General features: G+C 65.2%; 28 protein-coding genes. 16 read left to right on the top strand and 12 right to left on the bottom strand.

Annotation, left to right across the window (positions count from 1 at the left end; translation table 11 throughout):
* Positions 1–177: 177 nt before the first annotated feature.
* The gene (locus DVK01_RS06580) at positions 178–1128 is read left to right on the top strand and encodes a DUF5787 family protein (protein ID WP_121536022.1); all 951 of its coding nucleotides are present in this window, start codon (positions 178–180) and stop codon (positions 1126–1128) included.
* A gap of 15 nt (positions 1129–1143) precedes the next feature.
* Here DVK01_RS06580 and DVK01_RS06575 read toward each other — a convergent pair whose 3' ends face one another.
* The 4 genes from DVK01_RS06575 to DVK01_RS06560 form a co-directional block, all read right to left on the bottom strand.
* On the bottom strand, positions 1144–1437 hold the full coding sequence (locus DVK01_RS06575) for a hypothetical protein (protein ID WP_101348909.1): 294 nt from the start codon (positions 1435–1437) through the stop codon (positions 1144–1146).
* 62 nt (positions 1438–1499) lie between these two features.
* The gene (locus DVK01_RS06570; RefSeq protein WP_101348908.1) at positions 1500–2375 is read right to left on the bottom strand and encodes an MBL fold metallo-hydrolase; all 876 of its coding nucleotides are present in this window, start codon (positions 2373–2375) and stop codon (positions 1500–1502) included.
* A 44-nt stretch (positions 2376–2419) separates the two neighbouring features.
* Positions 2420–2695: a hypothetical protein gene (locus tag DVK01_RS06565; protein WP_101348907.1), complete on the bottom strand. Its 276-nt coding sequence runs from the start codon at positions 2693–2695 to the stop codon at positions 2420–2422.
* Positions 2696–2777: 82 nt separating this feature from the next.
* A complete protein-coding gene (locus DVK01_RS06560) occupies positions 2778–4127 on the bottom strand; it encodes an ATP-binding protein (RefSeq protein WP_101348906.1) in 1350 nt (449 codons plus the stop codon).
* A 180-nt stretch (positions 4128–4307) separates the two neighbouring features.
* Between DVK01_RS06560 and DVK01_RS22510 the strand changes: the two genes are divergently transcribed.
* From DVK01_RS22510 to DVK01_RS06545, 4 genes are all read left to right on the top strand, one after another.
* A complete protein-coding gene (locus tag DVK01_RS22510) occupies positions 4308–4685 on the top strand; it encodes a hypothetical protein (RefSeq protein WP_232794498.1) in 378 nt (125 codons plus the stop codon).
* Positions 4686–4819: 134 nt separating this feature from the next.
* Positions 4820–4978, top strand: coding sequence for a YegP family protein (locus tag DVK01_RS22505; protein WP_232794497.1), 159 nt, complete (start codon positions 4820–4822; stop codon positions 4976–4978).
* Positions 4979–5066: 88 nt separating this feature from the next.
* Positions 5067–5537: a pyridoxamine 5'-phosphate oxidase family protein gene (locus DVK01_RS06550; protein ID WP_101348905.1), complete on the top strand. Its 471-nt coding sequence runs from the start codon at positions 5067–5069 to the stop codon at positions 5535–5537.
* 110 nt (positions 5538–5647) lie between these two features.
* Positions 5648–6781 (top strand): thiolase family protein, encoded by a 1134-nt coding sequence (locus DVK01_RS06545; protein WP_121536019.1) that lies wholly within the window; start codon positions 5648–5650, stop codon positions 6779–6781.
* A 111-nt stretch (positions 6782–6892) separates the two neighbouring features.
* Here DVK01_RS06545 and DVK01_RS06540 read toward each other — a convergent pair whose 3' ends face one another.
* Positions 6893–7360: an NUDIX domain-containing protein gene (locus DVK01_RS06540; RefSeq protein WP_101348903.1), complete on the bottom strand. Its 468-nt coding sequence runs from the start codon at positions 7358–7360 to the stop codon at positions 6893–6895.
* 197 nt (positions 7361–7557) lie between these two features.
* On the opposite strand from DVK01_RS06540, the gene DVK01_RS06535 reads away from it, so the two are divergent.
* Positions 7558–8010 (top strand): PaaI family thioesterase, encoded by a 453-nt coding sequence (locus DVK01_RS06535; protein WP_101348902.1) that lies wholly within the window; start codon positions 7558–7560, stop codon positions 8008–8010.
* Here the strand turns inward: DVK01_RS06535 and DVK01_RS06530 are convergent.
* Positions 8007–9911: a cation:proton antiporter gene (locus DVK01_RS06530; RefSeq protein WP_101348901.1), complete on the bottom strand. Its 1905-nt coding sequence runs from the start codon at positions 9909–9911 to the stop codon at positions 8007–8009. The genes DVK01_RS06535 and DVK01_RS06530 overlap by 4 nt on opposite strands.
* 107 nt (positions 9912–10018) lie before the next feature.
* A complete protein-coding gene (locus tag DVK01_RS06525) occupies positions 10019–10927 on the bottom strand; it encodes an MBL fold metallo-hydrolase (RefSeq protein ID WP_121536016.1) in 909 nt (302 codons plus the stop codon).
* Between the two features lie 107 nt (positions 10928–11034).
* Here DVK01_RS06525 and DVK01_RS06520 point away from each other — a divergent pair, with 107 nt between their 5' ends.
* The 3 genes from DVK01_RS06520 to DVK01_RS06510 all read left to right on the top strand — a co-directional run bounded on the left by DVK01_RS06520 (position 11035) and on the right by DVK01_RS06510 (position 13759).
* Positions 11035–11478, top strand: coding sequence for a universal stress protein (locus DVK01_RS06520; protein WP_101348899.1), 444 nt, complete (start codon positions 11035–11037; stop codon positions 11476–11478).
* Positions 11479–11554: 76 nt separating this feature from the next.
* A complete protein-coding gene (gene serS / locus DVK01_RS06515; RefSeq protein WP_121536013.1) occupies positions 11555–12937 on the top strand; it encodes a serine--tRNA ligase in 1383 nt (460 codons plus the stop codon).
* A gap of 111 nt (positions 12938–13048) precedes the next feature.
* Entirely contained in the window at positions 13049–13759 is a 711-nt protein-coding gene (locus tag DVK01_RS06510; protein WP_121536010.1) for a bifunctional 2-polyprenyl-6-hydroxyphenol methylase/3-demethylubiquinol 3-O-methyltransferase UbiG, read from the top strand.
* A gap of 26 nt (positions 13760–13785) precedes the next feature.
* On the opposite strand, the gene DVK01_RS06505 is transcribed toward DVK01_RS06510, so the two are convergent.
* The gene (locus DVK01_RS06505; RefSeq protein WP_101348896.1) at positions 13786–14166 is read right to left on the bottom strand and encodes a nuclear transport factor 2 family protein; all 381 of its coding nucleotides are present in this window, start codon (positions 14164–14166) and stop codon (positions 13786–13788) included.
* A complete protein-coding gene (locus DVK01_RS06500; RefSeq protein ID WP_121536007.1) occupies positions 14163–15809 on the bottom strand; it encodes a redoxin domain-containing protein in 1647 nt (548 codons plus the stop codon). Before DVK01_RS06500 ends, DVK01_RS06505 begins: the two co-directional genes overlap by 4 nt.
* Before the next feature lie 87 nt (positions 15810–15896).
* Here DVK01_RS06500 and DVK01_RS06495 point away from each other — a divergent pair, with 87 nt between their 5' ends.
* Positions 15897–16412, top strand: a complete 516-nt coding sequence (locus tag DVK01_RS06495; RefSeq protein ID WP_101348894.1) for a DUF367 family protein — start codon at positions 15897–15899, stop codon at positions 16410–16412.
* Between the two features lie 169 nt (positions 16413–16581).
* On the opposite strand, the gene DVK01_RS06490 is transcribed toward DVK01_RS06495, so the two are convergent.
* Positions 16582–17655, bottom strand: coding sequence for a hypothetical protein (locus DVK01_RS06490; RefSeq protein ID WP_101348893.1), 1074 nt, complete (start codon positions 17653–17655; stop codon positions 16582–16584).
* Between the two features lie 198 nt (positions 17656–17853).
* Here DVK01_RS06490 and DVK01_RS06485 point away from each other — a divergent pair, with 198 nt between their 5' ends.
* On the top strand, positions 17854–18003 hold the full coding sequence (locus tag DVK01_RS06485) for a 50S ribosomal protein L40e (protein ID WP_004515982.1): 150 nt from the start codon (positions 17854–17856) through the stop codon (positions 18001–18003).
* A 50-nt stretch (positions 18004–18053) separates the two neighbouring features.
* Here DVK01_RS06485 and DVK01_RS06480 read toward each other — a convergent pair whose 3' ends face one another.
* The gene (locus DVK01_RS06480) at positions 18054–18959 is read right to left on the bottom strand and encodes a hypothetical protein (protein WP_121536004.1); all 906 of its coding nucleotides are present in this window, start codon (positions 18957–18959) and stop codon (positions 18054–18056) included.
* A 50-nt stretch (positions 18960–19009) separates the two neighbouring features.
* Positions 19010–19621, bottom strand: coding sequence for an MBL fold metallo-hydrolase (locus DVK01_RS06475; protein WP_121536170.1), 612 nt, complete (start codon positions 19619–19621; stop codon positions 19010–19012).
* Between the two features lie 154 nt (positions 19622–19775).
* Here DVK01_RS06475 and DVK01_RS06470 point away from each other — a divergent pair, with 154 nt between their 5' ends.
* From DVK01_RS06470 to hisH, 5 genes are all read left to right on the top strand, one after another.
* A complete protein-coding gene (locus DVK01_RS06470; protein WP_004515979.1) occupies positions 19776–19961 on the top strand; it encodes a DUF5786 family protein in 186 nt (61 codons plus the stop codon).
* On the top strand, positions 19958–20509 hold the full coding sequence (locus tag DVK01_RS06465) for a DUF99 family protein (RefSeq protein ID WP_121536001.1): 552 nt from the start codon (positions 19958–19960) through the stop codon (positions 20507–20509). Before DVK01_RS06470 ends, DVK01_RS06465 begins: the two co-directional genes overlap by 4 nt.
* 143 nt (positions 20510–20652) lie before the next feature.
* Positions 20653–21096, top strand: coding sequence for a RidA family protein (locus DVK01_RS06460; protein WP_101348890.1), 444 nt, complete (start codon positions 20653–20655; stop codon positions 21094–21096).
* Between the two features lie 75 nt (positions 21097–21171).
* The gene (locus DVK01_RS06455) at positions 21172–21759 is read left to right on the top strand and encodes a uracil-DNA glycosylase family protein (RefSeq protein WP_101348889.1); all 588 of its coding nucleotides are present in this window, start codon (positions 21172–21174) and stop codon (positions 21757–21759) included.
* 55 nt (positions 21760–21814) lie between these two features.
* Entirely contained in the window at positions 21815–22462 is a 648-nt protein-coding gene (gene hisH / locus DVK01_RS06450) for an imidazole glycerol phosphate synthase subunit HisH (RefSeq protein WP_121535998.1), read from the top strand.
* Positions 22463–22471: the final 9 nt, after the last annotated feature.

Genomic DNA, 22471 nt, shown 5'->3' with positions numbered 1-22471 from the left:
TGCGCCCCGACGGCCCCCGTTCAATCGCCGATCTGGTCCCTGCTGGCGGCGTACTTCGGCCCCCTGTGGACGCCCTCGCTGACTCCGGTACTCGCGCTGGTGGCGCTGGCCCGCCGCCTCGTCGGCGCGCGGGAGCCGGGCGCGGTGCTTTTGCCCGTCCCGGCCCTGCCTCCAGTCGTGCGGGAGTTCGACTTCGAACTGGCGCTGTGTGCCCACCTCGAACGCGAGGGCCGGCTGGTGAGCCGCCAGCTCGGCGGCGCTGTCCACGGCCGGCGCGTCCTCGACACCGTCGTTGTCGAGCCGGGACCCGAGTTCGACGAGCGAGCAGCCATCACTCCCGAACGGCTGCCGACGGCGGCCATCGAAAGCAGCGTCGGCCCGGGTCGGGCGCGGTACTGGAAGGACGCCTTCGACTGCCATCCCGACCGCGCCGAGCGCGCCGTCGAACTGGCGGTCGAGCGCGGGTTCTTCGAACGCGAGCGCCGCGGCGGCCGGACCTACGTCCGCCAGACGACGCGGTACCCCAACTGGGTCGGCGAAATCGTCGCCATCGAGAACAAGCCGGACCTGGGCCGGCCCGGCGACTTGGAATCGCAGTTGCGGACCGATGTCTCTCTCGCGCTCGCCGACCGCGTCGTACTGGCGACGGCCTCTTACGTTACCGGAGCGCACCTCAACCGAATTCCAGAGGAAGTCGGCGTCTGGCGGTTCGACGCCGACAGCAGAACGATAGATGTCCGTCGGGAGGCGACACCACTGCCGACAGACGACGCCGGTGTCGAACTCCTCGACGAGCGTCCGGTTCGGGCGGACGTGCGCGTGGTCAGCGCCGCTGAGAAGGCCCGCACGCGCCGGCAGTTGGCCGAGCGAGCCTACGGCAAGGGGTGGCGGAGTTTCGACTACCCCTCGTGCGAGCGATGCTCGCCGGATAGCGACGGGATTCCGTACTGTCAGTGGAAGGACCGCGCGGTCCGGGAGAGCGACGAGTGCGGACCGGACTGCGGGGGGTACGAAGCGGCCGACCCGCCGGCCATCGACGGCGACGCGCTCCGGGCCGACCGGACGCCGTGGCGGGCAGACCCCGACGGACGCAGGCGACGCCAGTCGGGACTAGATCGGTTCGGCTAGAAGAAGTCGGCAAGGCTACCGTTCGTCGCCTGATTGCGCGTCATCGGGCGGGACACCGCCGTCGCCGGCGGTCGGGCGGCCGTGCTGTTCGTAGTTGTCTTCGGTCACCGCCGGGGCTTCGGTGGCGACCTTGGCTGCGTGTTTCGTTCTGGCCTGATAGTTCGCTGCGGCCGCAATCCCGACACAGGCTACCAGCCCCACGACAAACACCCAGTCGATGCTGTTCGCGATGATCTGCTGACCGGCGATTGCGAGGACGCCGCCGGCCAGCGACAGCCCACCGATCTCCGCGATGCCACGCCTGTCCATACAGCCGGATCATGCGCCAGTGCCTATAAGCTACGGCCTGTTTCATCCAGCCGAGCGCGACATTAGAGCGTGAACCGCTCGCCGTCGAGTCCGATATCGTCGGCGAAGGCTCGGTCCGCGGGGACGTAATGGGCGGTGTGGACGATACGGTAGTCGTCGGCCGCGATGTCGTCGGCGAAGTCCCGCGCACCGGGCAAGGTCATGTGTTTCGTGCCAAAGGTCCGCGGCACACCGTCCGCGTCGTGGTGAGCGCCGCCTTTCGGGTGGTACTCGCAGGCCTCCGGGTGGACGATGCCCTCGACGAGCGCGAGGTCGGCACCGGTCAGCGCGGATTTCGAGCGCTCGGGCACGTCGTAACAGGTGTCCCCGGATATCGACAGTACCGCGCCGGTCTGGGGCTCCTCGATGCGTAGACCGTAACACAGCAGCGGCGGGTGCGTGACCGGGACGAGGGTCACCTCGAAGCCCGCGACGGTGAACGGCTCGAACGGCGTCTGTGCGTGGACCGAGACCGTATCGAGGTAATCATAGCGGCTCCGGACACTCTCGGCGACGCTCTCGTCGGTCACCGGGTCCGTCTCGTCAGCGGCGTGGACCGGCAGGTCGTCGAACAGACGGTAGGCGTTCCCGAGACCGTCGAGGTGGTCGAAGTGGACATGCGTGACGATGGCCGCGTCCGGTAGCGGGACCGACTCACGGAGGAACTGGTGACGGAAGTCCGGACTCAGATCGATCAGCAGCGACTCGCCGGTTTCGTCGTTCGCCACGGCGACGGAGAAGCGCGACCGTTCGACGCCCCCCGTCGGGTCGATGCCGCGTTCGCGGACGCGGGCCCGGAGTTCCTCGTCGGGGTCGCGCGCCCGTTCGCACGTGTCACAGTTGCACTGGACAGTCGGCGTCCCAGTCGTGTCGCCGGTCCCAAGCAGCGTGACCTCCATTACCTATGGGTCAGAGGGCGACCCGCGTAAGCCCCTCGCTTTCGTTACTCCTCGTCGACGAGCATCGCGGGGTCGATATCCTGTCGCTCTATCGTCGCCGCCAGCAGGGACCGAGCGCGCTCGTCCGAGAGGTCGTCGAACAGACACTCGAAGAATCCCTCAAGTAACTCCGGCCGGATGCGCAGGTCGACGTACTCGACTTGCTTCTCGGCGATAACCACGTCTACGTCCCACTCGCCTTCCTGCGGATCAGTCATGCGAACGTCAACCCACGACTCGGCGAGGTCGTCTGTCTCAGTGAACACGGGGTCGTCAGCCATGGCTGCAGAGAATGGTTTCTGTAGTGATAAGTAAATCGCTCATACCGACAGCCGGAACGGGTTCCTGCGCTGATAAGCCGCCTCAGTGGTCGTGATCGTGGTCGTGATCACTGCCGCCGTCGCCGGAGAAGCCGCCGCTCCCGGCGACTAGCGCGTCGGCGTCGCCGTCCATCATGTCCATGTTTTTGAGGTTGTCACGCTCCTCGAAGTCGATAATTGCGTCTTCGAGGTCCTGCTGAGTGAGAGTGGTCCGCTCCTCAGTCAGGGCGTTGAGGACGGCCTCGCGGAGCACGAGCCGGAGGTCGCTGCCGGTCAGCCCCTCGGTCAGCTCCGCCAGCGTCTCCGGGTCGAAGTCGTCGATCTCCATCTGCTGGGTGACGATGCGGAGGATGTCCGCGCGCATCCCGTGGTCGGGCTTGGGGAAATTGACGATTTCGTCGAAGCGCCGCCAGGCGGCGGCGTCGAGCTGGTCGGGGTGGTTCGTCGCGCCGATGAGCAACACCTCGTCCTGGATGAGCGAAATCTCGTCGATGCTCTTGAGCAGGGTGTTGACGGCGCGTTTGATGGCGGCGTGTTCGTCCGACGAGCGGGTCTTGGCGACGAAGTCGAACTCGTCCATAAAGAGGATACACGGCGAGAGCCGCTTTGCGACCTCGAACACCTTCTCGACGTTCTTGGCCGTCTCGCCGAGGTACTGGCTGGTAATCATCGACAGTTTCACCTCGACGAAGGGCAGGTCGAGGTCGTGGGCCAGCGCGCGGGCGACGCTCGTCTTGCCGGTCCCCGGCGGGCCGACGAAGAGGAGTTTCCCTATCTCCCGCAGGCCGATGCGGGCGAGGTAGTCGCGGTGTTCGATGGCCTTGACTATCTTCTGAATCTCGTCTTCCTGGTCGGTGGTCAACACCAGGTCGTCCAGCGTCATCTCCACCTCCTCGGGGGCGCGCACGTCCACGAGGTCGAGCATCTCCTCGTCGTCCTCGTCGTCGGTGTCGAAGGCCTCCTCCAGTTTGGCGTCGATGAACGCGCGGTCGGCCCGCGAGGGCCGGTTCTGCTCGCGGGCCCGCTCGTAGTCGGCCCCCTCGACCTGGTCCTCGTAGGCTTTCGTCAGAACCGGGTTGTCTTCGAGGGCCGCGGCGTCGACCCGTTCGAGGAACCACTCCTCGGCGAGGTCGCGGTCGGTCAGCGAGATGCTCCCCGAGAAGTCGTCGCGGTCGGTGAACATCAGGCCGGAGATGGCCGCCCAGGGGCGCTCGACGCCGGTGGCCTCGCTCGCGGTCGTGTTGGTGATCGACAGGGGCCGCTCGATCTCGCCGTCGCTCCAGAAGACGGACCGGTACGAGGCCGGCAAATCGTCCGGCTCGAGGTCCCGCCGCTCGCTGTAGATAGTGGCCGTCAGCAGAAACTCAACGACATCCAGTTCCGGATTGCTCATTCCCACTGATGTTACCACGCGACCGGTATAAGTCACTCGAAGCCCCGGTGGCCGACACCAAGGTAATATATCACCCCAGTGCACCCTTATCGTGGCAACTAATAACACACTACTCTCGGCGTACCGGAACCGCATCGGTGACCAACGACCGACGACGAGGCCTACGGGTACTGGCTGTTCGTGTTCGGCATCGTGCTGTGTATCGTCGGCCTTCTCCTGTTTTACCTGACAGGCTCGCGGAGCACGCCCCGGCAGTTGGCCTATCTCCTCGGTGCTATCGGGCTCATCTCGCTGTTTGCGGGCCCGACCACCAGACTGCCGCTGACACGCCGGGGCCTGATACTCACGTACGTCGGTGCCGTGGTCGGACTGGTCGCAATCGTGTGGTTCACCACGTTCTACCCGTCGAACTGGACCGGTCTAGAGGGGAATCCGGCGGTGACGCTGTACATCGTCGGTCTCGGCCTGATGGCAGTCGGCGCGGTCGTTTCTCCGCTGCTGACCGGCCGGAAAGAGGTCTATGCCGAGGCCATACGGACGGGACAGCGACGGAAGTAGCCGAACAGGCTACCCGGGAGGCCGAGACGGCCGCGCGGGAAGCGACACAGCAGTCCCAGGCCGCCGAACAGGCGAGCCGCGAGCGGGTCCAGTCCTACGCCGACCTGCTTGAGACCGGGAGTGCGGCCTTCGAAGTGTACGAGGACCGGGGTGCGGAGTGGCGCTGGCGGCTCCGCCACCACAACGGCGAAATCGTCGCCGACTCCGGCGAGGGGTACGCCGAGCGCAACAAGGCCGTCGCCGCAATCAAGCGGGTCAAGCGCCACCCACCCGGTGCGCCGCAGACGGAGTAGCGTCGCCGGAGCGCCCCTCGGACCGGGATTCTCCGTCAGGAAGAATAGCCGAATTAATTAAGCAGTTTTCGGTCGAAGTTACACTCATATGACAGTAGAGACGCTCGAAGCGGCCGGACTCAGGCGCATGGACGACGACAACATCGGGGCGTTCCTGTCGAACCAGCGGGTCGGCGTGCTCGGCCTGCCGACCGAGAGCGGCCCGTACATGATTCCCCTGTCGTTTGGCTACGACGGCGACAGCGCGCTGTATTTCACCTTCGTCGGCGGGTCGGCGAGCCGCAAGCAACAGTTGACCGAAGCGGCAGCGGACGCGACCGTGCTCGTGTACAAAGTCGAGTCGATGTTCCACTGGGAGAGCGTCCTGTTGCAGGGCAGTATCGAGGCCGTCCCCGAGTCCGAGTGGGACGACCTCGCGGGCGTGCTCGATACGGCATGGCGGCCGGAACTGTTCAGGGACGCTATCGAAGACGGCGACATCACAGTCTACCGCTTCCATATCGACGAGCGGGAAGGACTCAGACACGCTGGCCTCCCACCGGGGTTCGAGCCAGAGTGACCCCGTCGCCCGACCGCGACGGGTAGCGGTCGGACCGGGCAGACGACAACGGTTCCCCCACTGTGTCGAGTTTGTCAGGATTTAACACAGGCCGAAACGTTCCGTTGTCCATGCCCACACCTGTCATCGTGGACGCAGTCAGAACGCCACAAGGAAAGGAGGACGGCGCACTCGCCGGTGTCCGGAGCGAAGACCTCTCGGTGCCGCTTATCAACCAGTTGCTCGCGTCGACCGGCGTCGAGGCCGACGAGGTCGACGACCTGCTGTGGGGGTGTGCCCAGCAGCGCGGGGAACAGGGCAACAACATGGCCCGAGTCATCGCGCTGTTGTCCGACCTCGGCGAGAGCGTCCCCGCATCGACGATCAACCGCTGGTGTGCGTCCTCCGCCGAGGCGCTGATGCGGGCTGCCGACGCTATCGCGGCCGGCCAGCGCGACGTGCTCATCGCCGGCGGCGTCGAGTCGATGTCCCGCGTGCAGATGGACGAGAACACCCACAACGTCCACCCGCGACTGGCCGAACACTACAACATCGGCGAACTCCAGATGGGAATGACCGCCGAAAAGGTCGCCAGCGATATGGAAGTCACCCGTCAGGAACAAGACGAGTACGCACTCCGGAGCCACCAGCGCGCCGCCGACGCGACGGAGTCCGGTCGCTTCGACGACGAGATTGTCCCTATCGATACCGATGACGGGCAACTCGAAGCAGACGAAGGTATCCGTCCCGACACCACGTTGGAAAAGCTGTCCCAGCTTCCGACGGTGTTCAAATCGGACGGGACGGTCACACCCGGCAACGCCTCGCAAGTTTCCGACGGCGCGGCGGGGCTGATGGTCACGTCACGCGAGTTCGCGGAGGATCGCGGACTCGACATCTTGGCGGAAATCGGTTCCCACGAAGTCGCCGGCGTCGACCCGACGGTAATGGGTATCGGGCCAGTCCCCGCCGTTCGCAAACTCACCGAACGAACGGACCGCGAGACGGACGACTACGACCTCGTGGAACTCAACGAGGCCTTCGCCTCCCAGTGTCTGTACTGCCAGCGCGAACTCGGCTTCGACGACGACATCTACAACGTCAACGGCGGCGCAATCGCCATCGGCCACCCGCTCGGGGCCTCCGGCGCGCGCCTTCCAGTGACGCTCGTCCACGAAATGAACCGCCGCGACGCGGAGCTGGGCCTAGCAACGGAGTGTGTCGGCTTCGGTCAGGGTGCGGCCATCGAGTTCCGGCTACCCTGAACGGCCGCTGTCGGCGCGGGTGCAGTACGCTACCGCAGTCCGTCGCTTGTGGCTCCGTGATTTGCGACCGTTGCGACGCTCGCGTGACCACTATTTGAGAGAAGACTGTCGCTAATCGGCAGCCACATCGCCAGCTGTCGTCGCCTTGGCGGGACTCGTCAGCGAGTGGAGATAGTCGTCAAGGTCGAGTGCGAAGGTGGCATCGGTCGGGAGGTCAACCCACGAGAACTCGAACTCCGCGCCGCGCTCCTCGCCCGTCCCGGTGACGGTGTGGACCCAGTGGTCCCGGGACTCGTGAACGGGAAGATGGTAGAACGACCGCACGTACCGCTTCGGCGGGGACTGGCGACGCGTCCAGACGTCGGTGGCGATATGTCGCAGGTGCTCGAAGGAGGCTAGACCGCTCTCCTCGACGGCCTCGCGCTGGACGGCGACCCGCGGTTCCTCGCCCGGTTCAACAGTTCCTTTTGGTATCTGTAGCCCGTCGTGGCCCGGCCCGTCGAACACCAGAAGTTCCGACCCGTTTCTGGTGATGTAGGCACAGGCTTTCTTTACGTACGTCGCCCGCTGTGGTTGCATAGCATCCGGTTGCGACGGGGAACATATAGTAGTACCCACATATCTGCCTAAAATCATATTAGGTCATCAGGGGCCAAAGAGGGACAGTGATTGGGAGTAAACGACTGACAGCAGAGCGGATCCGGGTAAACGCCCACACCTGACCCGTTGTTGTCCGTTCTCGGAGCCTTATCAGACTCGATTCCGTGGGGACAGCTATGAGTCTCAAATCGATGTTCAACGACATCCCGTTTGTCAAGCAGTTAGGGATGGAGATCACGGCTGTCGATGACGGGTATGCGGCGGGCGAACTCCCGCTGGAGGACGGCCACTCCTCGAACCCCGAATCGATAATCGCACACGGTGGCGTCACGTACTCGCTCGTCGACACTGTCGGCGGGGCGGCCGTCGTCTCGCAATCCGGCACGGTCTCACCGACGGTCGACATGCGGATCGATTACCTCGCGCCGGCGACCGCCGATTTACGGACTGAGGCGGAGGTCATCCGAAGCGGCGGGAGCGTCTCCGTCGTCGACGCAGAAGTGTACGACACCGACGGCCATCACATCGCGAGCGCTCGCGGAACGTACAAAACTGACGGCGACCGCGGTGAGTCGCCGTGGACGGAAGGCGTCGACGAATCAGAGGTCACCCACCTGACCGACGACTAATCGCCACTGACCATCTTCATTCCGTCGCGCACGGACTCTCGGCGGCCCAGCAGCGTCACCATGTCGCCTTCTTCGAGGACGTAGTCGGCCGTGGGTACCTCGGCATTCTCGTGGAGGTCCCCGCTGACGAGCGCGACCAGACAGGCGTCGGGCAGCATCGGCCCGATCTCGCGGATCGGCTTGCCGATGAGTTCCCGGTTCTTGACCTCAACCTCCTGAACATCGCCGCTCCGACCGACATCAGTCATCCAGTGAGCGATAGCCGGGCGCTCGATCTGGTTGTCGATGGCCCATGCCGTCGCCATCGCCGAGGAGATGGTCCGGACGCCGAGGTCCTCGAAGGCTTCGACGTTGTCCGGATTGTTCGCGCGGGCTATCACTCGGTCGACGCTGAACTTCGAACTCGCCAGCTGAGACACCAGCAGATTCGCGTCGTCGTCACCGGTCGCCGCGACGACGGTCTTGGCGTTCTCGGCCCCGGCCGACCGCAACACGTCGGTGTCGGTGCCGTCGCCGATCTCGACGGCGTATCCCTCGTTTCGGGCTCGTTCGACGGTCTCTTCATCCTGTTCGATGATGACGACGTTCTCGCCCCGGTCTTCGAGGCGTGCGGCGAGCGCTCGGCCCACCTGTCCGCCGCCGACGATGATGACTCGCATTGGTATCACATCCAGTTTTTCCGCAATGTAGCGCGCCAGTCCGCCCTCAAACAGGGCGGTCGCAAAAATAACGAGGAAGACGGTGCCCAGCAGGATATCCGCCTGCGTCCCCAGCAGTTCGGCCTGTGCCCCGGTGACCTCCTCGGCCGCGGCGTTCAGTTCAACGGCAAACAGCGTCGCGACGGACGCCGGAATAATACCGCGCGGCCCCACGAAGCTGACGAACAGCTTCTCGTTGGTCGTAAACCGGTCACCGACAGTCGAGACGAACACCAGCAGCGGGCGGATGAGCAGAGCGACCGCGAGGACGACGATGATGCCCGCTAGCCCGACATCAATGAGCGAGGCCAGTTCCAGTTGCGCCGCCAGGGCGATGAACACGAACGACAGCACCAGCAACGTGATGTCGCCTTTGAACTCCTCGATATCTTCCTCGTACGGGTGGTCGACGTTCCCGAGCGCCATCCCCGCCGTGGCGGCGGCGGCGACGCCGGCCTCGGTCGCTATCGTGTTCGCGCCCGCGTATGCGATGAGCGCCCCGGCGAGGACGAGCAGTCGGGAGTTCCGCGGTGCGTCACCGGGCGAGAGGTCGACGTACTGGAGGAGGTAGTACACCACGCCAGCGACGATGAGGCCAACCAGTAGCCCCGTCCCCAGTCGAAGGGCAAATCCCCGGAGGAGGTTCTCACTGGCGACGGCCGGATTGACCGTCTCGAAGATGACGACAGCGATGATGGCCGCGGTCACGTCGTTGACGATCCCTTCCGTCTCCAGCGCGGCGGCAACGCGGTCTCGAACCGGGACAACATCGAGAATCGGCGTGATGACCGTCGGCCCGGTCGCGACCAGCAACGCACCGATAAGGAACGCGAGGTTCCAGGAGACGGCCGCGGAACTGAACGCGAACTTGACGGCGATAGCGGTGCCGACGAGTGCGATAGCCGCACCGACGGTTACGAGCCTGAACGTGGCGGCCGGGGCCTCGCGCAGACGGTCAAATCGGAGGTGATAGGCCCCCTCGAAAACGATGATTGCGACTGCTAAGCCGACGATTGCCGACAGCGCCCCGCCAAAGGTACCATCACCGATGATGTCCAGTCCAGGCTGGCCGATGATGACACCCACCAGCAGGTAGAAGATGATACTGGGGACGCGCAGGCGTGCGGCGAGGACCTGTGCAAGGACGCCAAGTCCGATGATGCCGGCGACGAGCGGAATCAGTAGCCCCGAACTACCAGCCACAGTTGGCCTCCATCTGTCCGGGCTATCGCGTCGCCACCGTATAAGCGCATTCACTCACCGGCAGACGGGGGCACCATCACCCAGTTTCAGGCCCGTTATGACACTGACTATTCTTTCCGGTTATCGAGCGCCACGAGGACGCCGCGGACGTTCAGGCGCATCTCGGCGCGGCCCTTGCGCTCGCCCCAGAGATCGGTGTCGGCCTGCTCGACGAAGTGCTCGATGACCGCCTCGTCGTCGTCGAGTTCCGCGCGCTTTCGCTCGACTTCGGCGACCCACTCGGGCAGAATCTCGGCGTATGTCGCCAGTTTGTCGCCGGTTTCGGCTGGGCCGTAGTGGCCGAACATGAGAATCTCTGGGTCGAGGTCCCGTAACATCGCCACGTCGTCGAGGGCACCCTCAAGCGTGAAGTTGACTGGCGGCGTCGTGACGTGCATCTCGTCGGTCGACGGCGTGTAGATACCGGCGGCGTCGGCGGTGAACACGCCGTCGACGGCGGGGTCGTAGAAGACGACCTGATGGGGGGCGTGACCCGGTGCGTGCAGGACATCCAGCGAGTGGTCGCCCAGGTCGATCACGTCGCCGTCGGTCAGCGTCTCGATACGGTCTTCGGCGACCGGGACCGGCTTCCCGTAGAACTCGATCTGGTCACCGACGGCGTGTTTTGTCCCCTCCCAGAGCCGCTCGGGGTCGACGAGGTGGCGCTTGCCGGATTCGTGGACATAGACCGTCGCGTTCGGGCAGTCTTCGGCGAGGTAGCCGGCCCCGCCAGCGTGGTCCAGATGGACGTGGGTCGCCGCAATGACTTCTAGGTCCTCAGGCGCGATGCCGACTGACTCCATGGCTGAAAGGATGTTCTCGTGTCGCGCACCGATACCAGTGTCGACCAGTGCCGGTCGCTCGGCGTCGATGATGTAGACGGAACCGTACTCGGCTACGTCGTACATCCCGGTGTCGACGTAGTGGACGTCCGTGCAGTCCCCGACCGTCACCTCGTAAACGTCACCGATTCCCATACAGTTCCTCGTGACCGGCGGGGGCAAAACCGTTGTGCTGCGGCTGTCCTGACAGTTGATAGGGAGGAAGCGCAAAGCCATTTACCCGGAATCAGAAACACCACTGTATGTACGACGCCGTACTCGTTCCGACCGACGGCTCCGACGGGTCTGCCACTGCAGCCGAACACGCCATCGACCTCGCACAGCGCCACGACGCGAGTCTGCACGCGCTACACGTCCTCGAAACCGAACAGGTAGTCGACCAGATTCCCGACTTCGAGGACAGCAGCATCTACGACCGCCTCGCCGACGCTGGGCAGCAGGCTGTCGACGACCTGCGTGCACAGGCCGAAGACGCCGGTATCGACGCAGTGACGACAGCAGTTGAACAGGGCGTGCCCCACGAGGAAGTCGTGGCGTACGTCGAGCGCCACGACATCGACATCATCGTAATGGCGACGGAGGGCCGGACCGGACCGTCCCGGGAACTCATCGGCAGCGTTACCGAGTCGGTCGTTCGGGCCTCGCCGGTCCCGGTACTTGCGACCAAGGTCGGCGGCGAGTCGTAGCGGGACGGGCCGACAGCCGGGGTCGCTCTGCCGCGGGACCGACACGACTAATTTCTGCCGTCGAGAACCGTCGGCCATGTTATCGAGACAGTTCGTCCGGGAGAACCCCGAGACGGTTCGTGACGCTATCGAGCGGAAGGGCGTCACGGGCGTCGACCTCGACGAAATCCTCGAAATAGACGAGGAGTGGCGGGAACTGAAAGCCGAAGGCGACGGTCTGCGACAGGAACGCAACGAAGTGTCGAGCAAAATCGGCCAGCTCAAACAGGAGGGCAAGGACGAGGAGGCACAGGAGGCCATCGACCGCTCGCAGGAACTCAAAGACGAACTGCAGGATATCGAGGAGCGGGCCGACGAACTTGAGTCCCAGTTGGAAGACGCCCTGCTTGAACTGCCGAACATCCCTCACGAGTCAGTCCCGACCGGCGAGGACGAGGCAGACAACGTCGAGCGCTACCGCGAGGGATTCGACGACCTGCGGGACCTGCCCGACGAGGTCGTCCCGCATTACGACCTCGGCGAGGAGCTGGACCTGCTCGACTTCGAGCGTGGCGCGAAGGTGTCCGGCGGCGGCTACCAGTTCGTCAAGGGCGAGGGCGCGCGCCTAGAGCACGCGCTCGTCCAGTTCATGCTCGATGTCCACCGCGAGCAGGAGTACGTCGACGTACTCCCGCCGATTCCCGTCAACTCCGATTCGATGGAAGGGACCGGCCAGCTCCCCAAATTTGCCGAGGACGCCTACCGCGTCGGAGCCAGACAGGACGACGACTACGACAGCGACGACCTGTGGCTCCTGCCGACGGCGGAGGTGCCGGTCACCAACATGTACCGCGACGAGATTCTGCTGGACGACGACCTGCCGGTCAAACATCAGGCGTTCTCGCCGAACTTCCGCCGCGAGGCCGGCGAACACGGGACCGAGACGCGGGGGTACGTCCGCGTCCACCAGTTCCACAAGGTCGAACTCGTCAACTTCGTCCGCCCGGAGAACAGCTACGACCGGCTTGAGAGCCTGCTTGACGAGGCTGCCGAAGTGCTCGACCGCCTCGAACTACCCTACCGCGTCCTCGACATGTGTACCGGGGACATGGGCTTTACGCAGGCCAAGAAGTACGATATCGAGGTGTGGGCTCCCGGCGACGACATGGAGGACGGTCCCGACCGCGGTGGCCGCTGGCTCGAAGTCTCCTCGGTGTCGAATTTCGAGGACTTCCAGGCGCGCCGCGCCGGCCTGCGGTACCGCCCCGAGCGCCACGAGTCCGCCGACTACCTCCACACGCTGAACGGGTCCGGACTGGCCGTGCCCCGCGTCCTCGTCGCCATCATGGAGTACTACCAGAACGACGACGGCACCATCACCGTGCCCGAACCCCTCCGCCCGTACATGGGCGGTCAGGAAGTCATCGAAGGCTCCGAGAAAATCGGCGAGAGCGCCGTCGGAGCGGGCGAGAAAGAGTAGGCTGCCGCGGTCCGTTGCACTCGGCCGGTCTCCCGCTTTCTCGTACGGGGCGTGTTACACGGAGCCATATTTCAATACAGTATTACATTCGTTCGCCGGCACTGCCGAAGTATGCCGGACGACGCTTTCGGGCAGATGGTACTGGACTTCCACCGCGGGGACCTCGCCGAACGGCCCCGCTATCGCCGCGACGACGACGATGTGACCGAGGCACATCTGGCAGGCTACTTCGAGCGGCCGTCGGAATGGCATCCTATCGAGCGGGATCTGTTCTCGGACGTGACGGGACGTGTCCTCGACGCCGGCTGTGGCGTCGGCCGGCACACGCTCCCACTGCAGGAGCGCGGCCACAGCGTGCTGGCGGTCGATCGGAGTCCGGGAGCCGTCACTGTCGCCCGCGAGTGCGGGGTCACGGATGCAGTGGTCGGCGGCCTTCGACAGCCACCCGGTGACGGGTTCGATACCGTCGTCGCCCTGGGCAAGCAACTCGGCCTCGGCAGTTCGCTGGCCGACCTCCGGACGACGCTCACCGAACTGGCGGCGGTGACGCGGCCCGGTGGTCGTCTCGTTGCCGACATGGATACACTCGACCGGGCAGACCCGGAGACTGACGCGGCCCACCTCGTCCAGCCCGGTGTCGCCTACCGGACCTTCCGCGTCGAGTACGACGGGCTGGCCGGCCCGTGGACCGACCTGTTGGTGGTCACGCCGTCAGGGTTCCGCGACGCGGTCAGCGAGACCCCGTGGACCGTGGACGCGCTCGTCGGAACCGAAGCCGACGGGTCGATGTACGGCGTTCGGCTGGCGCTACCGGGAGGGTGAACTAATAACGCCGCGAGCGGGCAGCATCAGCGCGTGTACGTCTCGATGCGCTCGATGTCGCCCCCGGCGAAGGTGAACACGTCGACGAACCCGACGATACGCTCACCGTCAGCATCGAGTAGGCGACCGCGAGCGATGACTTCCGCCGTCGCCGTGTCGTCGCCGTCTATCGACTCGGCCGCGCTGTCTTTCTGCCGACAGTAGAGGCCGTCCAGCGGATGCGTGGTGTCCATCTGGGGCCGTCCCTCACGCATGAACTGTACGAACTGGTCCCGGCCGTCGATGGTCCGGTCGGGGCGGTCGTGGACGAACGACGGGGTGAGCAGCGAGGCCAACTGGTCGTAGTCGTCGCCGTCGATGGCGTCGTAGTAGGCCCGTGTCCGCCGAAGAAGCGCGGGTCGCATCACAGGTCTGCTTCGTGGTCGTCAGGCGTGTCTCTATCGCTCTCCGCATCGGACGGCTCGTCAGCTGCGTCCGGGACAGCATCGTCAGTGTGTCCCGGTTCGGCTGCTTCTCCCGTGTCGCCGTCGTCGCCCGTCGGGTCGGCTAGGTCCAGCTCAACTGCGTCGTCGGTCTCCGTCCCTGAGGCGGTGGCGGCGTCCGGCGACGAGCCGGCGGTCGACTGCTCGCCGTCCGGCGCATCCTGTGTGGGAGCGTCGTCCCCGCGACCGACTGTGTCTGGAGGCGCTTCGACCATCGCGGTCGGGGTCTCGTCCAGCGGCTCCGTCGGCTCGTTCTCGGCGTCGCTGGCGGCCAGTTCGGCCTGAATCTCCTCGATATCGGTGTCATCAACGTCCGAAAGCTCACCGTCCCCGTCCGGCGGCGACACCGACTCCGGCGGGCCGTCGTCGGCCGACGAAGCATCAGATTCCGCCGCTGTCGACTGGTCCGCAAGAGCGGTCGCGTCGCTGGTCGAAGTCTCCGCCGAATTCGGTGGCTGGTCAGCTGTCCCCGCCGTCGTCTCCTCGGCTGCTTCTATCGTCGGCCCATCGGCACCATCTCGCGTGTCATCGGCCGCATCGGCGTCCTCAGGCGGCGGCGCTGTCTCAGACAGTTCGCGGTCCGTCTGTTCGACTTCCTCGTCGATATCTACGTCGAGCGAAGTATCCACAGCCGTCTCGTCCTGTGTGAGGAAGGCTGGTCGGTCGTCGTCTGCCTCTGTTTCCAGCGTCTCCACATCTGGCGGCCACGGACCGTCAGGGTCCGGGGGTTCCTCGTAGCCGCGGGCGGTTTCAAGCGGCCGCTCCGCGTCGTCGCGGAGTTGCTGGCCCTCGGCGCCGTTCCCGCTAGAGTAGGCACGGGCGGCCTGTGTGAGCCAGTCGCTGGCCTGCCACAGCGAGTTCGCCTTCGTCTTTGCGTCCTCGTAAATCGGTCTCAGAGACTCGTCGTCGACGAACCGAACAGCGGTGTCGAAGTGGTCTTCGGCGTCGGCGAACTCGTCGCGTGCCTGCTGGAAGTCGCCCTGTGCGACCATCCACTCCGATTCGCCGAAGGCACTCATCGCCGACGTGAATGCGCGCCGCCCCTCCGTGTAGTGGGCGTGGCCGACGCGGTAGCGGGCGAACGCAGTGTCGTCACCGCCGGTGTCCGCGATAGCGTCTTTGATTTCTCCGACACGGGGAAGTGCCTGAAGGTCGTCGGTACTCCAGGCGTACTGCACGTCGCCGTCGTGGTCGATGACGACAACGGCGCGCTCGATGAGCTGCTGGCCGATATCGTCGATAAAGTCGAGTCCGTACTCGCGGGCGACCTCGTGGTCAGTGTCGGACAGCAGCGGAATTTTCAGGCCGTAGCGGTCGGCAAAAGCCCGGTGGCTGTACACCGAATCCGGGCTGATCCCCAGAATAGTCACGTCTTTCTGCATCGTAAAGAGGTCGAGTTCGTCCAGATCACAGGACGTCTCGTCACAGGCCGGATTGAAATCCGCCGGATAGAACACGAGGATGACGACATCCTCGCCGAGATAGTCTGCCAGTCCGACTCGCTGGCAGTCGCCATCAACGAGCGCCGGTAGTTCGAACAGTGGTGCCGCTGTCCCCTCTGAAAGCACACGTTGTACAACTGAGGCCGGCTATAACAGTGTTTGCACACTATCGCAGAGCGAGGCGTTTTTATCGGCCACGGTGGTACCGTTCATGTGGAACTGCACGTCCGGTATGAGGGTGACGACGACCCCGACAAATGTAGCGCGCGGAAGCTGGCCCGAATGGACGAGGCCGAACTCCACCGCGCGACGCGGTCGACGCCGCCCGGAATCGTGCTCAACCCCTTCGCCGAGCAGGCGCTGTCCCCGGCCGACCGGCCGACCGCCGGCGACGGCGCTCGCCACAGCCGCCTGGTCGCGCTCGATTGCTCCTGGGAGACCGCCGAACGGGAGGCGTTCGACCTCGAGGGGATACACCGCTCGCTCCCGTTTCTCGTCGCCGGCAATCCGGTCAACTACGGGACGGCCTTCCAGCTCAATACCGTCGAAGCGTTCGCCGGCGCACTCGTCATTCTCGGGGAGCGCGACCACGCCGAACGGATTCTGTCGACGTTCTCCTGGGGCCACACGTTTCTGGAACTGAACGAGGAGCCGCTGGGACGGTACGCGAACTGCGAGGATTCGAGCGACGTCATCGACGTACAGGACGACTACCTCGCCGAGGAGTAGTCACTGTGGCGTTGCTGGCTTTTCGAGGAGCGGCGCATCACAGTGTGGACAGGCCTGCCGTGCGTGTGCCTCCAGCACGTCGTCGATGCGTTCTCCGCAGACTTGGCACCGCATAACAATAGTTAGTATGCGTACAATAATGTAACTTCGGCTTCATATCTAAGGTCGCCTACGAGAACCCGGTCCCGATTCCGGCCGGCTCGTCAGGTGGCGTAAGTGGACTCGTCGGTAGGTCCGCATTCGGCTCGGGGTCGTTGTATCCGCCGGGCGCGACGTCGTTCGGCCCGTCAGGGTAACACAGCGACGCCAGCGCCTGTATGTGGTCGCGGCCGACGCCGAGTTCGAACTGGCCGCCGCCGTACAGGTCGATGCCGTGTTCCTCGCAGTAGTCGATGGTCGCAAGCACCGACTCGACGGTCCCGCAACGGGACGGTTTCATGTTGAGCCACTCCGGTTCGAACGGCAGCGCCTCGATGCTCTCGACGCCGGTGATAGGCACGTCCCAGGTGACGCGCGCCTCTTGTCCGTCGAAAACCGGCCGAGTCGCGTCGGTCAGGTCGGGGTCCTCAATCAGCGCGTCCGGGAGGCCGTCGACGACACGGCGGTAGAACTCGGGGTCTGCCTCCACGTCGACATCCGTCCCCTCGTACAGCCCTTTCAGGTCCAGCACCCGAACGTCGTAGTCCGTCAGCTCGTCAATGAGGGCGTCGCTCCAGGACGGCGTGGGGTCGAGTTTGAACGAAAGGTCGCCGTAACGCTTACACAGCATCGCCAGTCTGTCAGCCGTCGGTGGCGTGTCGTCGTCCGCGTTCGAGAGCCGCGTCGAGACGACGAAGTTCACCGGGTTGTACTGCCGTCCGAGCGCCGACCCGAGGTCCGTGTCGGCCTGCTTCAGGGCCAGGTCGAGCGCCGCGCTCTCGAACCCCCAGCGCCGGTAGTGACGGAAGCGCTCCTCGTCTGGGGGTTCGGGCCACAGGTCGGCCTCGGCCAGCGCCGTCGAAAAGGAATCGACGGTGTACTCGCCGACCAGCGGGAAGTCCGCGCCCTGCAACGCGTCGGCATCCTGCAGTGCATCGTGGGCCTCTGTCGTGTACGTCACGTCCTCCCCACTGCCGGTTTTCCCCGCGCCGGAGAGTCGGATACCGGTCGTCACCCGGTCGAATCCGCTGGACGTCGCCCGTTCTCGGCGCTCGAACGCACAGCGCTCGACGGTGACCGGGAGGTCTGCGACCTGCTCGTACATACCCCGGCTTCGCCGCTTGGGCATCTAAAGCCAGCGACGACTGGCGGTGACCGCCTGTGTTCAGACAGCCAGAAGTGCCATCCGGTGCCTGTCTGTGCAGCCAAGACGGGAGACGGTCCGGCTCTCGGTGTCGTTTCACGCGGATTGGACCCGACCCGAAACTCAAAGCTTAAACGCGCGCACCGGAAATAAGCGCGCATGGCTAGCTTCGAGACAGCGTCCGATCGACTCCTCAACAAGCAGATCTGCATGCGGTGTAACGCTCGGAACCCAGAGCGCGCCCAACAGTGCCGGAAGTGTGGCTACGGCAACCTGCGTCCGAAGGCGAAAGAAACCCGCAGCGCCTAATTTTCGGATCAGTTGCCGCCGGTATCCGGTGGCACTTCGTCGGCAGCTCGCTACCGGTCAGTTGGGTCTTTGTCCACTGCCTGCCGGTCGAGCGTCGCCAGGCGAACCGATGCGTGTGAGACAATGAGTTCCAGCAGTTTTGTGTCTTCTTCGCCGACAGTCGTCTCGTCTGTCGTCACTGAGAGAACGACTGTCGTCGTGTCCGCGTCGTCCAGAACCACCGCCGACACGCAATCGGTGACTGACTCGGGGAAGTCGACGGCGAACGGCCGGTCGTGAACGGTGACCTCGCCCTGTTGCTGTGTCCGGACTTCCCGTGCGAGCGAGCCGACGGCGTCGACCGGCACGGTTCGAATCGTGTTCGCGAGCGCCACCGCATCGCCGTCCCTGAGCCGGATGACGGCCGTCTCCTCCATGCCGGTCATCGTGCCGAAGGCCTCGACGACGAAGGCAGCGACGCCGTCGACGCTGGGGGCGCTGGCGATGGCGCGTCCGTAGTTGTTCACGTCGGCCGCCTTCCCGGCGAACGCCTCAATGCGGTCGCGCTCGGCCGCCAGTTCGCGGAGCCGACTGCGGCTCCGGGCGTCGTACAGACCGACAAGAACACCGGCCAGCGCGCCAACGGTAACGAGATCGACCGTTACGTACGACGCCCGGGCGAGTGAGCCGGAGGTCACGCGCTGGCTGAACAACAGCAGCGCCGCCACAGCGGCGAACGTCACAGTTCCGCCGGCGGCCCACGCGGCCACCCGGGACGCTGCCCCCTCGAACGTTGTGTCGCGAGCGAGCCAGACGCCCGCGTACGCTATCGCCAGCCCCATCGCCGCAAGGGGGAGCGCATCTACCGCGACCGCCACTGGAATCCGGGTCTGCTGGACCGCGTGAAGCACCTGGATGGCGGCCAGTACAACGCCGGAAAGCGCCAGGGCCGCCCCCGTCAGAAGTCGCTGGTTCATGGTGTCGAATATCGGCCCGCCCACGAGAGCGTTGTGCCGGTTTCGGGTGGTCACTCGTCGGGATACTTCGGCTCGCGGCGCTCGGCCCGTTCGAGGGCGCGCTCGACGACCTCGCGGACATCGCCGTGGAAGACGCCGCCGTGACCCGAGTACATGTGTTCGACGCCGGCAGGCATGCGGTCGAGGAGGGTCTCGATGCTTTCGATGAGGCGCTCGCGGGACTGACCGGGGCGGTCCGTGCGGCCGAAGGAGCCGTCGCCGAACGCGCCGTCGTCGTGAACAACCACGTCACCGGAAAACAGGGACGACTCGGAGACGAGCGAGACGTGGTCGTCGGCGTGGCCTGGCGTGTAGATGACCTCACACTCCTCGTCGCCGACGGTGAGCGTGTCGCCGTCGGCGAGTGCGTGGTCCCGGCGTGGATGGGAGCCGTAGGCGTACAGCGGCACGTCGAAGGCGTCGAGGACGGCGTCGAGCTGCTGGACGTGGTCGCCGTGCTGGTGGGTCAAGACGACGGCGTCGAGCGTATCGACGTGCTCGCGGATGACGTCGACGACGCCGCGCATCGCGCCGGCGTCGACCAGCGTCGTCTGCTCGCCGGTCGCGAGATAGGCGTTGCAGGTGAACGTCTCGGCCTCGGCAGTGACGTTGTGAACGTCCATACACGAACCCTGTGGCGCGGCCCGCTTGAGTGTACTGTCCCGGCTGCCGGTCGCCACAGCGTCTCCAAGAGCGACGCCCCGTCGTATTAATTCACTTATACGATTGGATCGGCGAGTGATTTTTTACTGTGAACGTCATAGTTGTACACGTACCATGGGGTTCGGGAGCTACGACGAATCGGAACAAGACAATCAGGAGTACGACACAGACTTCGAGGACGAGGACGGCCTCGATGCTGAAGAAAACGCCCACGAGGGCGACATCGAATACGAGTTCACCGCGTCGAACGACGAACTACTCGACAGACTGGAAGACATCAAAGACAACCAGAACACGTGAAATCAGGGGCACGGGCCCTCGGCGTTGCGGAGTCGTACCGAGCGGAAACCAGTCAGTTCGCTGGCGCTGTCGTCCGCGCCAGTAGAGTGACTGACGGCTTTGTTTTCAGCACTGCCACGGTCGGTGGGAGCGACGCGACCGAGACGGTGTGTGCGATGGTTGACCGACTGGACCGGGAGGACATCCGCTACCTGCTGGTGGCGGGTATCGCGCCGGCGTGGTTCAACATACTTGACCTCCAACAGATTCACGGCCACACCGACCTGCCAGTCGTCTCTGTCACTTTCGAGTCCTCGCCGGGGCTGGAAGGGGCCATCCGCGAGGCGTTCGACGACTCCGATGTCGTACAGGACCGGCTGGCGACCTACCGCGCCCAGCCGGAGCGCCGACCGGTGACGGTGAACGACGAGACAGTGTACGTCCGGAGCGTCGGCCTTGACGACAGTGCCGCCGCCGACGTCGTCCGCGCGTTCACGCCTGAGGGCGGCCGTCCGGAACCGCTCCGTGTCGCCCGACTGGCGGCGCGGGGCCTGGTCGAGATGGCGTGACGCTGCCGGTGACTGGCTTACCTATCGCTAACGCGTTCTCAGAAAGTGGAGGAAAAGGCTATCTGCCCTGTTCAGACTCAGGCAATTCTTTAGCTATTACTAAACCCACACTGATTGTACGGCACGGTGTACGTAGGACCACGATGGCCGAAAGCAGAACGCGCACGAGGAAGACCGTCGAATCGGTAGAGCGGAACGAACAGCGCAACGTCGACAGTACCGTCACCCGGTACGAAAGCGACCAGCCGACGGACCGCAGCGTCTACGGGACGCGCCGGCAGGACAGCCAGCTCGTGTTCTTCGACGGGCAGACCCCCGACAGGGAGACGGCCCGGAGCGGCGGCGTTCGGGAGCAGACACGTGACGCGCTCGACCGGGTTCGGACCATGGCGGCCGAGTCCGGCCTCGAACCGGACGACCTGCTGCGCACGACCGTGTACCTCGCCGAGATGGACGAGCTACCGGCAGTCAAGCGGGCGTACGCGGAGTTCTTCGACGGACAGCGACCGTCACGGACCGTCGTCGGCGTTTCAAGCCTGCCGAACGACGCGGCGGTGCAGATCGAAGCAACGGGTGTGAAACGGTAATCGGTACCGGCGGCCTCGTCGGCGACCGCGCGGCGGACCGCTGCGTTTGAGAGTCCCCAGTGCAAACGGCAGCGCATGGAGCAGATGGACGGCCTCAACGTCGTCGGCTGTGAGCGCTGTGATGACCTCTGTCACTCGCGCTCGCGCATCGTCAACGGTGTCGGCCCCGCGGATGCGGATCTGTTGTTCGTCGGGGAGGCTCCCGGCGCGAACGAGGACGAACAGGGCGAGCCGTTCGTCGGTCGCAGCGGCGACGTGCTGGACGATGGGCTACGCGATGCCGGCCTTGACCGCGACGACGTTCGCATCACGAACTGCGTGCGGTGTCGCCCGCCGGACAACCGCGACCCGCGGGCGGGCGAACTGGCGAACTGCCGGGAGTACCTGGAAACCGAGATCGACCGTGTTGACCCGGCGGTCGTGGTCACGCTCGGGAAAGTCCCGGCCGAGCACCTGCTGGAGCGGGACGTGGCCGTCACGGGCGAAGCGGGCGACGTGTTCGACGTGGCCATCGCCGGTCAGCCACGACGCATCCTCGTCTCGGTCCATCCGGCGGCGACGCTGTACGACCCGAGCCAGAAGGAGACGTTCGAGGCGGCGCTGGAAACCGCCGCGGAGTTCACCGACGCTCGGAGCGGACAGTCGCGGCTCGGCGAGTTCTGAGTCCAGCCTTGCGCGAACAGGAAATCACTTACCCTCCGTTCGCCTACGACGACGTATGAGTGTCAGACAGACGACCGCGGACGTGGTCGTCGTCGATTACGGACTGGGGAACCTCCGGAGCGTCACGCGCGGCCTCGAACGCGCCGGCGCGGACGTGACCCTCTCAGAGGACCCCGCGGAGTTCGACGCGGCCGACGGCATCGTTCTGCCCGGCGTCGGGGCCTTCTCCGAAGGGATGGACAACGCCGGCCCGTTCCGCGAGGCGCTGGTCGAACAGGCCGAGGCCGGAAAGCCCCTGTTCGGGATCTGTCTCGGGATGCAGATGCTCCTGACGACAAGCGAGGAGGCCGACCACGAAGGGCAGGGCGACGCCGAGGGGCTCGACCTCATCCCCGGACAGAACGTCCGGTTCAGCCGCGACCAGACCGTCCCGCACATGGGCTGGAACGAACTCGACGTGACGCGGGACCACCCGCTCGTCGAGAGCGTGGATGGGGAGCACGCCTACTTCGTCCACTCCTACTACGCCGTCCCGGACGACGAGAACGCGACGGTGGCGACGACGGACTACGGGACGGATTTCGCCTCCATCGTCGCCAACGACGCCGGCAACGTCTTCGGCACGCAGTTCCACCCGGAGAAGTCGGGCGAGACCGGGCTTCGTATCCTCCAGAACTACGTCGACTACTGTCTCGAACACTGAGTCCGGGAA

The organism is Haloarcula sp. Atlit-120R, assembly GCF_003665885.1.
Classification (GTDB): Archaea; Halobacteriota; Halobacteria; order Halobacteriales; family Haloarculaceae; genus Haloarcula; species Haloarcula taiwanensis.
The sequence above is the reverse complement of the archived record's forward strand: the minus strand, read 5'-3'. Positions and strand labels throughout refer to the sequence as shown.

Bases quoted from the DNA above. Each gene is read 5' to 3' on its own strand.
- DVK01_RS06575 (WP_101348909.1), bottom strand. From the start codon at position 1,437: ATGGACAGGCGTGGCATCGCGGAGATCGGTGGGCTGTCGCTGGCCGGC.
- DVK01_RS06570 (WP_101348908.1), bottom strand. From the start codon at position 2,375: ATGGAGGTCACGCTGCTTGGGACCGGCGACACGACTGGGACGCCGACT.
- DVK01_RS06565 (WP_101348907.1), bottom strand. From the start codon at position 2,695: ATGGCTGACGACCCCGTGTTCACTGAGACAGACGACCTCGCCGAGTCG.
- DVK01_RS06560 (WP_101348906.1), bottom strand. From the start codon at position 4,127: ATGAGCAATCCGGAACTGGATGTCGTTGAGTTTCTGCTGACGGCCACT.
- DVK01_RS06550 (WP_101348905.1), top strand. From the start codon at position 5,067: ATGACAGTAGAGACGCTCGAAGCGGCCGGACTCAGGCGCATGGACGAC.
- DVK01_RS06545 (WP_121536019.1), top strand. From the start codon at position 5,648: ATGCCCACACCTGTCATCGTGGACGCAGTCAGAACGCCACAAGGAAAG.
- DVK01_RS06540 (WP_101348903.1), bottom strand. From the start codon at position 7,360: ATGCAACCACAGCGGGCGACGTACGTAAAGAAAGCCTGTGCCTACATC.
- DVK01_RS06535 (WP_101348902.1), top strand. From the start codon at position 7,558: ATGAGTCTCAAATCGATGTTCAACGACATCCCGTTTGTCAAGCAGTTA.
- DVK01_RS06525 (WP_121536016.1), bottom strand. From the start codon at position 10,927: ATGGGAATCGGTGACGTTTACGAGGTGACGGTCGGGGACTGCACGGAC.
- DVK01_RS06520 (WP_101348899.1), top strand. From the start codon at position 11,035: ATGTACGACGCCGTACTCGTTCCGACCGACGGCTCCGACGGGTCTGCC.
- serS (WP_121536013.1), top strand. From the start codon at position 11,555: ATGTTATCGAGACAGTTCGTCCGGGAGAACCCCGAGACGGTTCGTGAC.
- DVK01_RS06510 (WP_121536010.1), top strand. From the start codon at position 13,049: ATGCCGGACGACGCTTTCGGGCAGATGGTACTGGACTTCCACCGCGGG.
- DVK01_RS06490 (WP_101348893.1), bottom strand. From the start codon at position 17,655: ATGTACGAGCAGGTCGCAGACCTCCCGGTCACCGTCGAGCGCTGTGCG.
- DVK01_RS06485 (WP_004515982.1), top strand. From the start codon at position 17,854: ATGGCTAGCTTCGAGACAGCGTCCGATCGACTCCTCAACAAGCAGATC.
- DVK01_RS06480 (WP_121536004.1), bottom strand. From the start codon at position 18,959: ATGAACCAGCGACTTCTGACGGGGGCGGCCCTGGCGCTTTCCGGCGTT.
- DVK01_RS06475 (WP_121536170.1), bottom strand. From the start codon at position 19,621: ATGGACGTTCACAACGTCACTGCCGAGGCCGAGACGTTCACCTGCAAC.
- DVK01_RS06470 (WP_004515979.1), top strand. From the start codon at position 19,776: ATGGGGTTCGGGAGCTACGACGAATCGGAACAAGACAATCAGGAGTAC.
- DVK01_RS06460 (WP_101348890.1), top strand. From the start codon at position 20,653: ATGGCCGAAAGCAGAACGCGCACGAGGAAGACCGTCGAATCGGTAGAG.
- DVK01_RS06455 (WP_101348889.1), top strand. From the start codon at position 21,172: ATGGAGCAGATGGACGGCCTCAACGTCGTCGGCTGTGAGCGCTGTGAT.
- hisH (WP_121535998.1), top strand. From the start codon at position 21,815: ATGAGTGTCAGACAGACGACCGCGGACGTGGTCGTCGTCGATTACGGA.